We start from the raw sequence: 12896 nt of genomic DNA on the forward strand, positions 1-12896 counted from the left end.
TAGTTAGAGCTGAATGCTGAGCGTCTCGCCCTCCACGCGCATCGCGCGGAGGACATCGACGATAAGTTCTCTTTCGACCACTTTGATGCGCTCGTGCAAACTGGCTTCATCATCCTCTGGCAGGACCCGGACGGGTTCCTGGGCAATGATGGAGCCGGTATCGACACCAGCATCAACGAAATGGACAGTCGAGCCTGTGACTTTGGCGCCATAAGCCAGCGCATCGCGCACGCCATGCGCGCCTTTGAAGGCAGGCAAGAGCGCAGGGTGAGTATTGATGGTGCGACCTTCGAAGCGATCCAGAAAATCCTTACCCAGGATCTTCATAAAACCTGCGGAAACAACAACGTCTGGTTGCGCAGTATCCACTGCGGCAACCAGACGCTTATTCCATTCGGTGCGGTCAGCACCCATCTCTACGACCTCGGTGGCGATTCCCGCCGCCTGCGCGCGCTCGATGCCTTGGCAAGGCACGTCCGCGATGACTTTCACGACCCTGTAGTGCTCATCCTGGCCATCCAAGATGGCCTGCAATAAAGAGCCGGTTCCAGAAACCAGAACCACGACGTTGAGGCGGGCAGTAGCAGCGGGCTGATGCGGTGTAGTCACGCGCTACAGCCTAGCCGCTACCGCTGCGAACCGGGGAATTTTCACTCTTTAACGGAACCTTCGGGCTCTTCGCTCTCCTCTGTTTCTGGAGCACGCTCCGCATCGCCGTCTTCATCCGCTACTGCTTCGTCCTCGATTTCAGCTTGGGTGTCGACGTCAACATCGCCCGTTTCCACGATTTCTGCATCACTCACATCAGCCTCAGGCACAGCCTCCGTCTCAGCGTCAGCCTCTACTTCGGAATCGGCTTCCTCCGTGTCAGTCTTCGCCTCGGCATCAGCCTCGTCCTCGGTGTCGGTGTCGGCGTCTATGTCGGTGTCGGCGGCTGTCTCGGCACCGGTGTCGTCATCAAGCGCTGCCTGTTCCTGCTCGTGCTCTTCCTGAGCGGCGCTGGTGGAGTCCTCAGTGACCTCCTCAACGTCCTCAGCTGCAGCCGAAGCTTCCGGCTCAGCAACCGGGGCGGTGGCGCGGCGCGCACGCCACGCCGTCACTGCCTGTGCGGCGGCAAAAGCACATCCCACGACGAGGCACCACAGGGAGCTCAAGCCCACCGCAGTCCAGACCTCAGGGCCTGTGTATCCGTACACTCCCAACGTTCCGGAAACACCGTAGATTGCCACGAGGGCGGTCACTGCCACCGTGATGGTTGCAACGAGCACGACCTGGAAAGACACCAGGGCGCGGCGACGAGCAAATGCCGCCACGGCTGCGATTGCTGGGACCACCAACAACACTGCGAACCAAGGGCTAATGGAAGGCGGAATCGCGGCGGCCAAAGGTAGCGGAGGAAGCGGAACTACATGGCCGCTAAAGAGGCTCACACTGGTTCCCTCACCAATGTGCATCTCCGAGCCGCTCAGCACTGCGCCGGCTGCCACCGCGGCGTTGGGCAGGTACACAATGCTCACTAGAAACAGGCCGATTGTTCCCAGCGCATTGAGCACCGGATAGCTGGCAAGCATGTCGGCCTGACGCGACCAACCGAATCCCCACAGCACCACCACGAGGACGAGCCCAGCCGCAACTAGGTATCCGAGGTAGCTCAGCCCGATGCGGGCGGCGTCGACAAACACGCGCGGAATGCCGCTGCGCTTGGCCAAGGCCTTCCACAAGCGCGGCCCCATGCCACCAATAAGGGCAACCGCATGAAGCAGAAGCATGCGGGGAAGGACGCGATAGAGCTCCGGAGGAGAAACGTCATAGACTTTCCCGGCATCCCACAGCATCAACCACGCAATGAAAGTCAGGACGAGTGGCACCACCAGCACGCAGGCGCTCAAGACAAGCAGGTCGTTGATGCTCACCCTATCCTTCACCGCCGCGCGCACACGGCGACCCACCAACCAGGCCAAGAGCAGTGCAGGTAGGGCTGGAACGAAGCCCACATCAATTCCGCCAGCGCGGATAGGCGCAAGGTTGAACACCATCCAAGCCTCCCCGACGATGGTGTTTAGCCACGCCGACGGGGAGCTGGTGAGGAGAAGTGCTGCGATGGCGACCACCAGGATGCCGAGGACAACAACGAGGTGCGGAACACCGACGACGATGAGCATGCGGCGGATGCGCCCGCGCAGTGTCGTTGGGGCCTGTGCGCGGCGGGCACGTGCCTTGTCTGACTCGATACCTTTAATACGCTGCGCAGGATCCCGGCGATCCCGCCGGTGCCCTCGCTCAGAGCGCTCAGCACCATCACCGCGTCCACGCACGTGCGCGCGTGGACGGGCAGACGACCTAGACTGGGGACTCGTGTTCTTATTCATCGGCGTCCACTTTGCCACGGGCACCTCCCCCACCGAGGGTGGCGCGACGAGGTCTGATTTAAAAGGTCGCGCACACCCCCGAACGGATACTCTTTATCAGCTATATCCCTAGCCCCATCCGCTCATGAGAACTACACACGCGCACTGCGCTACCGGAGATCGAAAGCACCGCCAGAGAATCACTTCATTCACAGGAATCAGCTACCGCATCAAGACAAGCAAATCTTTCGACGTATCAAGAAGAAAAACCGCAATCCGGGTTGCTCCGCTCTCGCCGAGACGCTACTGTTACATCTCGTTGGTAACAGGAAGGTCACAATCGGATAACCAACCAGGTTTAGATGTAACGATTGTTCTGGCTGGACGATAGTGAATTAGGACGGAAGTAGAGTTCATGCGAAGCAAGACTCAGCGAAGCACAGGTCGCCACCGCAAGATCACCACCTCGCAGACCGCGAAGGGGCGCTTGGCGGTAATGACCGTCGCCGCAGGCGCCGTATCCACCGCAGGTGTTGGAGGCGCCGCAGCCGGCACCATTCAATCCGCTGGCACTGGTGAGACCAAGGCACAGTCCATCGACTACACCTTGCAGGCAGATACCGATCCGCTCAAGGGCGCACAGGCCGCCGTTGAGGATGCCGCACCACAGATCCTCTCCATAGCTGAGACCAAGCCGGTCGCTGACCTGGCTACCCAGCTCGATAAGGCCATTCAGGCCGCCGATGCGCGCGCAGCTGCTGACGAAGCCAACCGTGCACCGTCCGTTGCTCGCCCGGCAGAAGGTACTTTCACCTCTGGCTTCGGCCCCCGCTGGGGCTCCTTCCACTCCGGCATCGACATTGCCAATGCCGTAGGCACCCCAATCCTCTCCGTTATGGACGGCACCGTCATCGATTCCGGCCCGGCTTCCGGCTACGGCCAGTGGATCCGCATCAAGCACGATGACGGCTCCATGAGCGTCTACGGACACATGCAGACCCTCGACGTCGCTGTGGGCGAGCGCGTCCACGCCGGCCAGAAGATCGCCGGCATGGGCTCTTTGGGCTTCTCCACCGGCTCCCACCTGCACTTTGAAATTCACCCCACCGGTGAGGGCGCTGTGGACCCGATTCCGTGGCTTGCAGAGCGCGGCGTCAACATTTCTTAGGCCCTACCCAACCTAACCTTCCAACAACTTTTAGGCGGCATAGAGCACTTTTGCTCTGTGCCGCTTTTTGCATCTCTACCACCCCGCCCTTGCCTTCGAGCACGCTCCACCACCTACTCCACACCGGGCAAGCGGACGGGGGTACTGAAAGATTCCTTTCCCGAAAACTCTTGACCGCCCCAAAGGTTACCCGGTAACTTACCGGGTATGTACCGATCGTATTCTCCCTCTTTCCTCCGCGCAGGAGGTGACCATGTCCGTCAAACACTCCGTGCTTGCTCTGCTGAGTGAAGAACCCGCCACAGCTAGCCACATAAAAACGCGCTTTGCCGAGACCTTCGACAGCCTCTGGCCGCTCAACATGGGTCAAGTTGCCCAGACCTTAAGCCGCTTGGAACGCGATGGCCTTATCGCCACCGACGGTGAGCTCACCGGCCCCACCGGGCGCCGCGCCACCAGCTATGCCATAACCCCAACTGGCCGCGAAGAGCTCTCACAGTGGTGGATGTCCACCCTGCACAACGACGCCATCGAGCGCGATGAACTCGTGCTCAAAGTGTCGCTTGCAGCGCGACGCTCCGACGTCGACGTCATTGCCGTGCTCGACGCCCAGCGCTTTGCCACCGTCCGCCAGCTGCGTGAGCTCAACCGCCAAGCCTCGGAACTGCCCGCAGAGCGCAGCGCCCAGCGCTTGGCTGTTGAGCGCCAAATCTTCGACCTGGAATCTCTCTCACGCTGGCTCGACCGCGTGGAATCCCTAGCCAACCCAACCGCCACCGAGGAGGCCCCGCGATGACCCCCGACTCTATCCCCACGTCCCAGCACATGCCTTTCCCGCTCGAACTCGAGAACATCACCTGCGTCTTCGGTAGTGGCGCCCGCCAGGTCACCGCCCTGGATTCCGTCAACCTGCAGCTGAAACCGGGTGAACTCGTCGCGGTCATGGGCCCTTCTGGTTCCGGCAAGTCCACGCTGCTCAACGTCGCGGGGCTGTTACAGCCACCGACGTCGGGACGCGTGCTTCTCGACGGTGCCGATGCATCCCAGCTTTCCAAAGCCAAGGCCGCCATCGCCCGCCGCCGCCACTTGGGGCTCGTGTTTCAGCACTTCAACCTGGTGTCTTCCCTCACCGTGGGCGAGAACGTGTCCCTCCCTCTTGAGCTGGACGGGCTCTCGCCTGCGCAATGCCGAGAAGCTGCAGAGGAAGCACTCAGTGAGGTCGGTCTCGACGGCACCATCGACCGCTTCCCGGAAGAAATCTCCGGTGGCCAAGCCCAGCGCGTGGCGATTGCCCGCGCGCTCATTGGACCGCGCAAGGTGCTTTTGGCGGATGAGCCTACCGGTGCCTTGGATACCTCAACGGGTGAGGAGATCATGAAGGTTTTGCGCGCACGTATCGACGCCGGCGCCTCAGGCATACTGGTCACTCACGAGCCGCGTTTCGCCGGCTGGGCTGACCGTGTTGTCATGGTTCGCGACGGGCGCCTCACCGGCGAGGAGGTGCGTTAGTATGTCCGGCATTAATGCCGCCACCCGCCCGACGAGGCGCGATCTCAAGCTTCATCCATGGCGCACTTTGGCTGCCGTGATGCTCATTGCGCTACCGGTGGCCCTTGTCATCGGAATGGCACTCTTTGATAATTCCTCTGGTCGGCTCTCCGCGGCCTTGAGCTCACCCGAGCGAACCCTGCAGATCAGCGCCGAACACCCGGAGATTAGTTATGAAGACGTGCCAGGTCTAGCTGCCGACGTGCTTCCTGGAGGCCTCAGCGTCAGCCCAGTCACCGCTTTTTCTAGCACGTCACTAGTCCATAATGGGAAGTCAGCCAGCTCCTGGGTAGATCAATTCGACGCAGAGAATCCGCCGGAGCCCGCACAGGAGGCCGTCGATAAGTTCAATCTTGGCCCCAACCAGGCAGTTCTATCGCGCTCTACCGCACACAAGCTCGACGCCTCCGTTGGAGACGTCATCACCGTGCGCACCAGTGCTCTGAGCGGCGACCACCAAGTCACGGTCGCGGCTATTGCTCCCGAAAACTATGACTTTGTCACCTCCCCCACCCTCAATGACGCTCTCAGCGACCCGTCCTTTCAGATAAACACCTCCTGGGTCATCGTGGGTGATACAACGCTGACCAAAGAGGATGCCGACCGTGCCCGTGAAGCTGGGCTGGAAATCTGGGCACCGGAGCTGCGAGATACGGACCGACCCGATTCTGAGTCGGATTCCTTTGGCGGAATCCTGAGCAGCATTCTTTTCGTGCTCTTCTTCTTCGGCCTCTACGCCATCGCCGGATTGCTCATCCTTTTCCTTCTCGCGCCCGTCTTCACGCTGGCTACCGGACGCAATACGCGCCTGTACGCGCTGATGTCGAGCCAGGGTGCATTACCACGCCACATCATGTTCGCAGTGATGGCCTATGGCCTGCTGATGGGACTAATCGGCGCCACCATCGGTGTAATCGTTGGCCTAACGGTCTCATGGGTGTGGTGGACAGCCCGCTATCCGGACTTTGCTGCACGCCCGCCCTTCCTAGCTATTGGCCTCGCATGGCTCGTGGCGGTGGCAGGCTGTGTCATTGTCTCCATCGTTCCCGCGTGGTTGGCGCAACGTGGCGCCCTGTCCACAGCAATTCAAGGCGCCGCCCCCGACCGCCTCTTGCGCTTCCGTCGGTGGATGGCCATCGGCCCGGCATTCTTGCTTCTGCTCGTGCTCTTCAGCTTCAGCCCATGGGGCGGGTATATCCCCACGGTGCTGGCTCTCTTCGGAGTCATCGCGGTTGCCGCGTCTGCCCCCGCTTTGGTCTTCCTATGCTCCTTACTATCTCATCGCGGCCCCCTCGCGTTGCGTCTGGCTGGACGCGGCCTGACCCGGCGCAGCATGCACGCCTTGCCGACGTCCATCGCTCTCGTCTCAGTTGCCTTCGTCGCCTCCCTGTTTGGCGTGGGCATCATGACGGATAGCGCAAAGAGCGTAGCCGAAGAAGCGCTTGTCATGCCGGAGACCACAGCGCTGATTGAAGAGACGACGTTTGACCAACCAACGCAGGTGTCCACGCCGGAAGAACGCGCGGCAGCAGAGGCCATCCAGCAGGCTACCGGGGTTCGCACACACTCCTTCTACGCTTTCCCTTCGTGGACGACGTCTTTCAGCCTTCCGGAGGATGGCACGTTTTACGAGCTCACCACCGAATTTGATTACCAGTGCGAGCAGGTCGATCTCAGCAAGCCAGTTGAGAGGGCAGTCTTCGTGGATAGCCAGGGGCGGCGCACCGATGATTCTGAAGAAGCGCGCCAGGAGTGTGCGCACGAGTTGATGACGTCATTTCCTTATAACCCGTTGATCTATCAAAGCAGGATGGTCCAAACGGATTCTTCCCAGCTTGAGCTCTGGCAGTTCGACTCGGAAGAGGATCGACGCGCAGCGGCACAGACGTTGGATGCCGGCGGCATCGTGCTTCCCCACAGCAGCCACGTCGGGGATAACACACATGGAACGGTGACCGTAAAATCCTATAACCGCATTGACAGCCAAGAACCGAGCAGAACACAGGAGGCTGATCTGCCAATTGTGGAGGCCCTCCCCACTGCGGCCCGCGACGTAGTCTTGATTAGCCAGCAGGCAGCAGAAAAGCTGAACATGGAGCCCTTCTACGTGGGCCAAGCCCTCACGTTCGACGAACCCCCAAGCGAGTCAGAGCGCGAAGAGCTGCGAGACCTGACAGCGAGCGCCTCGCAGTCGCAATACTCGCTAAGCTTCGCAGTCACTACTCCCGAGAACTTCCGCTACTACCTGGGCCTCGGAATGGGGATCGTCTGCCTCATCGTGCTCGCGCTCATCATTGCCAACGCAGTGAGCAGCATGCGCCAGGAAAGCACCGTGCTGCAATCCATCGGCGCCCACCCTTCGCTGATGGCCAAGGTAGCGGCGTGGCAGACCTGGATGCTGGCCACCGTAAGCATGCTTTTCGGCGTAATTGCCGGTCATCTCGGCACGTACTTCTTTGCCGATAGTTCTGGATTCGTTTCCTCGACCCCACCTTATGGTCTGCGCCCGCAAGACTACTTCACCCCGGATTGGTGGCAATTCCTCGCCGTGCTTATCGTGCCGCTTCTGGCCGCCGCACTGGCGGCTGCGGTGAATCGCAGCGATAAGACGGGGCCGCTGACCGCACGGGATCGCAGCGAATCACGTTCGCTGACATAGCTCCGTAGGCCCCGTTGTTCCCTGGCCGAGCTTTCGGCTGGGGAACTACTCTTTTCACACCCCCATAGCCTACCCCCATTCTTTAAACCTCTACTTTACCCCTGTAACAATTTTCACTTCTTTCACATATGTAACACGCTGGGGTGTTCGATAGTTTTTCGAACAATCCCTGTATTTACCTGCATTTTTAGACGTTGCGCAGGGTGATAGCTCGGGATAGTTTGTATCTCGTTGCCACAGAGCCTCAGCACGCAGCTGCACCCGCGCCGGCGTGTCGCAGGCTTCAAGGCGCATAACGGCTGTATGGCCGTGCCCTATCGCTCACAAGCTTCCTGCCGCTGACGCCGGCGGAAGCGAGCCACAGCAGGACTTAAGGACGTGAAGTTATGAAGCGCACGCTCAGCGCACTCGCCGCCGTGGCGGTCACCACCGCTACCGTGACGGCCCCAGCGTTCGCCGCCGAACCGGCAGCAAGCGTGGATGTCTCCGACGGGTCCTCCCAGGGCCCAACCGCCGGCGACATCGAAGTCAAGGAAGACTCCAAGGCCGACCTCTTCAAAGCATTCTCCGGGCTAATCGTTTCCACGGCCGGAGCCCTCAACGGGGCCTCCACCCCGGAAATCAACTCCACACAGGACGGATTCGATATCGTCCTCGATCCCTCCAGCATTCCTGGTCTCGCCGAGGCCTTCGCCCCACAGGGCGATCACTCCGGCCTCACCCCTACGCGCGGCCAGGATGCCAACGGTAATACCGTGGTCTTTCCGACCTCCGGTACTTTTACCTCTGGCTTTGGCCCGCGGTGGGGTTCCTTCCACAACGGCATCGATGTAGCGAACCCAGTTGGCACGCCCATCTACGCTGTCATGGATGGAGAGGTCATCTCTTCCGGCGCAGCCCAGGGCTTCGGCAACTGGATCCGCATCCAGCACGACGACGGCACTATCACCGTCTACGGCCACATGCCCAGTGATCAGCTCTTGGTCAACGTCGGTGACCGAGTCACGGCCGGCGACCAGATCTCCGTCATTGGCAACGAGGGCCACTCCACCGGCCCACACCTGCACTTCGAGGTGCACCCGGGCGGCGGCGCGGCCGTTGATCCGGTGGATTGGTTCAGCGAGCGCGGCATCCTCATCTAAAGCTTTAAAGCTTTTCCATCGGCACACCGCCGATGAGCATGAGGCGGACCTTGCCCGCTGAGCCGAAGTCCACGGTGACCGTCGCCCGCGCGCCGGTACCGGAGGCTTCGATGACCGTGCCCAGCCCGTACTTCGCGTGGTTAACACGGTCCCCCACAACTAAATTGAGATGGTTATTCTTCGGCATCGATGTTGCCGGAGCTGGCTTGCGCGAGCGCTGCGAAGGGGAAGACGCAGCGCCCCGCGAGCCATAGCCGCCCCCACGGGACCCAAAGAACCCGCTACTTGAGTCGAAGGTTCGCCCGTATTGATAGGAATCATCTCCACCCCACGCGCCGGACAGCGAGCTGTCTGGTTCTTCACGGCGCCAGTCGATGAGGTCTTCCGGGACCTCGGCGAGGAAGCGGCTGGCCGGGTTCGTCACCGGGTTACCCCAGGACGAGCGGAGAATCGCGCGCGTGAGGTAGAGCTGTTCCCTAGCACGCGTAATACCCACGTAGGCGAGGCGGCGCTCCTCACTGAGCTCCTTCGGGTCCCCCAGGGAGCGCATGTGTGGGAATTGACCATCCTCCCAGCCGGTGAGGAAGACAACTGGGAACTCCAGACCCTTCGCGGTGTGCAGAGTCATCAGCGTGACTACTCCTGACTCATGATCCGGAATCTGGTCTGCATCCGCCACCAGCGAGACCTTTTCAAGGAAGGCTTGAAGCGAGCCCGGCGCGGCTTCACCTTCCGAGAGCTCCGGGGCTTCCTCTGCATCTGCACCCAAGAAAGCCATCTCATTGGCCGCCTCAGAGCTGAACTCGCGCGCCACCGACACCAACTCGTTGAGGTTGTCGAGGCGTGCCCCATCCTGCGGGTCGTTGGAGTTTTCAAGCTCCGCGCGGTAGCTGGTGGCATCGAGAAGCGCGTTGAGCAGCTCTCCCAAATCCGGTTGACCCGTCACTTCGTTGACCATGCCCGGAATCTGCGCGCGCACGCCCTCCATCATCTCGTTGAATTTGCTTACGGCATTCACTGCCCGTGTGCCAAGCCCGGCAACCTTGCCCGCTGCCGCATCGCGGAGAGCAGCCCCAAAACTCACCCCAAGGTTCTCCGCGTGCAGAGCAATCTGTGCTTGCGCCTTGTCACCAATAGCGCGCTTCGGCACGTTAACGATGCGGCGCAAGCTCACCGTGTCATCCGGATTATCCATGATGCGCAGATAAGCCACCATGTCCCGGATCTCGCGGCGCTCGTAGAAGCGCGTGCCACCGACCACCTTGTACGGGATGCCCGAGCGCACGAAAATATCCTCCAATGCGCGCGAAGCATTGTTGGTGCGGTACATAACCGCAATATCCGAATAGGCCGTGCCTTTATCCGCTAGGGAATCAATTTCCGAGGCGATATACCGCGCCTCATCGTGCTCATTATCCGCCACGTAGCCGACAATTTGCTCACCCTGGCCGTGGGCAGTCCACAGGTTCTTCTCGCGGCGGCCCTCATTCTTCGCAATGACCGCATTCGCCGCGTTCAGGATGGTCTGCGTCGACCGGTAGTTTTGCTCGAGCAGAATCGTGTGCGCCTGCGGATAATCCCTCTCAAACTCCTGAATATTCCTGATGGTGGCTCCACGGAAGGCATAAATTGACTGATCAGAATCACCCACCACGCATAGCTCCGGCGCATCCGGCGGCAGCTCTCCCCTGCCCACCAAGGCCGACACAAGCGCGTACTGCGCGTGGTTGGTGTCCTGGTATTCGTCGATAAGCACATGCTTAAAGCGGCGGCGATAAAACTCCACTACCTGTGGGTGCTGGTTAAAGATGCGCACCACTTCCCCGATGAGGTCATCGAAGTCCACCGCGTTCGCGGCACGCAGGCGGCGCTGATATTCCTCGTACACGCTCGCCACGGTGAGCTCGAAAGGATTCTTCGTCCTCTCTGCCTCCGCGCGCGCCTGCTCCGGAGAGATGAGCTCATTCTTGCGGTTGGAAATCTGGTTCGCCAGAACACGTGCCGAGTACTTCTTGAGATCCAGCTGCATGTCTTTGGCAATCATGGTGAGCAGCCGACGCGCATCATCGCCGTCATAGATGGTGAAATTGGTATTCAACCCAGGCACCAGTTGGGCGTTATTACGCAAGATACGCACACAAATGGAGTGAAAAGTGGACACCCACATTCGTTCTGCCACAGGCCCGACAAGCTGGCCCACGCGCTCCTTCATCTCCGCGGCTGCCTTATTAGTAAAGGTGATGGCAAGGATCTGCCACGGGGCGACCCCGCGCTCGCGCATGAGATATGCAATGCGGCGGGTCAACACGGCGGTCTTGCCCGAACCCGCGCCGGCCACGATGAGCAACGGTGAGCCCGAATGCGTCACGGCCTCTTCTTGTTGGGGGTTTAATCCTTCCAGCAACGGATCAGAAGCCTGACCGGAAGGGGTATCCGCGTTGGGTCCGGGCACGGGGGAAAAACCACCGGCGGAGGCGTCGGTGGAAGGAGCGGAAGAAGAACGGGGCCTAAACGGAGAATTGTTATTCATAATGCTCTCCAACCTACTAGCACCACCGGACATTGCCTTCCCACACCACTTCCTACCGGCGAAGACCAACGTCACGACTCATAATTCCCCTTTGCTCGAACGTGGTGGCACAATCTGAAGACATGAGCGCTTCACAATCTGGCCCCCCTGACTCGGGCTTGGGCCCCGAACACCAAGACCCCAACGTCGTGGACAACGGCCTCGATATTCGTATGCCCTCGGGCACCGATGATCCACTGAGCGATGCCGAGATTCAGCGCTACCGCGAAGAAATCAACCGCCTCGACCGCGTTATTCTCGACGCCATCAAGCGCCGCACCGATATTTCCCGCACCATTGGTAAGACGCGCATGAGCTCAGGTGGTACCCGTTTGGTGCATACCCGCGAAATCGCTATCCTCAACGAATTCCGCAGCGAGTTGGGCGAGGAAGGCCCCGCCATTGCCTCTGCCCTGCTGCGATTGGGACGCGGCAAGCTTGGCTAGCTGAGCGGCCCGCGGAATAATCCCCAACGCACGCGCCTCACGCTAGGTCGTGAGCTACTCTCTCTTCATGCGCTTTTTCTCTCGTCTCGCTGCAACTCTCGCCGCAGCTACTTCCGCCTTCGCGCTGACCGCCTGCAGCGGTTCTTCCTCCCACGTCGCTACCATCACCACCACAACCCTGAACCTTCCTGCCATCGGTGATTCCGGCCGCGCACAGGACTCCGGAACAAATAGGGGTTCGGAAGAAGTCCTCGACAGCGATTCTCTCTGGGATAACACCACTGAAATCCCCCAGGCGGAACGCCCCGATCCCCGCGTGGATCTGGCCCAACCGGAGGCAGCTGAATACTTCATGACGGCTGGTGTTCTCACTCCGGGGGTCGCAATTTACAACGCAGACAGCAGCGGACGATGCTCCGCTGGTCATTTCGTTGGCGACGGCGAGCGCCTCTTTATCCTCACCGCCGGCCACTGCGGGGATCAAGGCGACACCTTTTTCTACAAGGATCGCGCTGGAGACAACGTGAAGATCGGCGAGATGGTGTTAGAGGCCCGCAATACCAATACGGACAGGATTAACTCAGCCGACATCGCGCTCATCGAGGTCTCCAACCCAGCCGCCCAAGTCTCGACGTCACCTGCTCTGAACGCGCCTTTGGCGGGATGGATGCCCCTTGAGGACGTTGCTTTGACGAAGCCCACAATTTGCCGCGCCGGCTCCACGCGAGGAGTCTCCTGTGGCAACTTCATCGACCGCCACGAGGATCAAGGGCTGTTTACTTTCGGCAATGACAGCGCCCCGGGAGATAGTGGCGGACCAGTCTATGCTTCCATCGACGGCAAGCTCTGGGCCGTTGGTGTGCTGTCCTTCGGCAACGACCAGGATCCCTCTGACGTCGAAGTGGGCGCCATGGAGATCGGAAACACGATGAAGCAATTCGATTTAAAGCTCTACGCCTAGTTCATCGCAGTGCAGCCTTCTGCTTCGGCAGCGAAGGGATTTCTGGACTACGGTG

General features: G+C 60.4%; 10 protein-coding genes. 7 read left to right on the forward strand and 3 right to left on the reverse strand.

Annotation, left to right across the window (positions count from 1 at the left end; genetic code table 11):
* Nucleotides 1–3: 3 nt before the first annotated feature.
* Both purN and HMPREF3147_RS10380 read right to left on the reverse strand, forming a co-directional pair.
* Nucleotides 4–609 (reverse strand): phosphoribosylglycinamide formyltransferase, encoded by a 606-nt coding sequence (gene purN / locus HMPREF3147_RS10375; RefSeq protein ID WP_070447254.1) that lies wholly within the window; start codon nucleotides 607–609, stop codon nucleotides 4–6.
* Nucleotides 610–650: 41 nt separating this feature from the next.
* Nucleotides 651–2387 (reverse strand): cell division protein PerM, encoded by a 1737-nt coding sequence (locus tag HMPREF3147_RS10380; RefSeq protein ID WP_070447257.1) that lies wholly within the window; start codon nucleotides 2385–2387, stop codon nucleotides 651–653.
* A gap of 376 nt (nucleotides 2388–2763) precedes the next feature.
* Between HMPREF3147_RS10380 and HMPREF3147_RS10385 the strand changes: the two genes are divergently transcribed.
* The 5 genes from HMPREF3147_RS10385 (at nucleotide 2764) to HMPREF3147_RS10405 (ending at nucleotide 8865) form a co-directional block, all read left to right on the forward strand.
* Complete coding sequence (locus tag HMPREF3147_RS10385) at nucleotides 2764–3516, forward strand: M23 family metallopeptidase (protein WP_070447261.1); 753 nt, start codon at nucleotides 2764–2766, stop codon at nucleotides 3514–3516.
* 253 nt (nucleotides 3517–3769) lie between these two features.
* Entirely contained in the window at nucleotides 3770–4312 is a 543-nt protein-coding gene (locus HMPREF3147_RS10390; protein WP_070447264.1) for a PadR family transcriptional regulator, read from the forward strand.
* Nucleotides 4309–5025, forward strand: a complete 717-nt coding sequence (locus HMPREF3147_RS10395) for an ABC transporter ATP-binding protein (RefSeq protein WP_070447267.1) — start codon at nucleotides 4309–4311, stop codon at nucleotides 5023–5025. The genes HMPREF3147_RS10390 and HMPREF3147_RS10395 overlap by 4 nt, the downstream gene beginning before the upstream one ends.
* A gap of 1 nt (nucleotide 5026) precedes the next feature.
* Nucleotides 5027–7723 (forward strand): FtsX-like permease family protein, encoded by a 2697-nt coding sequence (locus HMPREF3147_RS10400; protein ID WP_070447270.1) that lies wholly within the window; start codon nucleotides 5027–5029, stop codon nucleotides 7721–7723.
* A gap of 386 nt (nucleotides 7724–8109) precedes the next feature.
* Complete coding sequence (locus HMPREF3147_RS10405) at nucleotides 8110–8865, forward strand: M23 family metallopeptidase (protein WP_070447274.1); 756 nt, start codon at nucleotides 8110–8112, stop codon at nucleotides 8863–8865.
* Between the two features lie 4 nt (nucleotides 8866–8869).
* Here the strand turns inward: HMPREF3147_RS10405 and pcrA are convergent, their stop codons facing one another.
* Entirely contained in the window at nucleotides 8870–11395 is a 2526-nt protein-coding gene (gene pcrA, locus HMPREF3147_RS10410) for a DNA helicase PcrA (RefSeq protein WP_070447277.1), read from the reverse strand.
* A gap of 122 nt (nucleotides 11396–11517) precedes the next feature.
* Between pcrA and HMPREF3147_RS10415 the strand changes: the two genes are divergently transcribed.
* Nucleotides 11518–11880 carry a chorismate mutase gene (locus tag HMPREF3147_RS10415; RefSeq protein WP_070447280.1) on the forward strand — a complete coding sequence of 121 codons (363 nt, stop codon included), beginning with the start codon at nucleotides 11518–11520 and terminating at the stop codon, nucleotides 11878–11880.
* Nucleotides 11881–11947: 67 nt separating this feature from the next.
* Nucleotides 11948–12841: a trypsin-like serine protease gene (locus HMPREF3147_RS10420; protein WP_070447373.1), complete on the forward strand. Its 894-nt coding sequence runs from the start codon at nucleotides 11948–11950 to the stop codon at nucleotides 12839–12841.
* The last annotated feature ends 55 nt before the right edge of the window (nucleotides 12842–12896 follow it).

This window comes from Corynebacterium sp. HMSC05D03 (assembly GCF_001807205.1).
Taxonomy (GTDB): Bacteria; Actinomycetota; Actinomycetes; order Mycobacteriales; family Mycobacteriaceae; genus Corynebacterium; species Corynebacterium aurimucosum.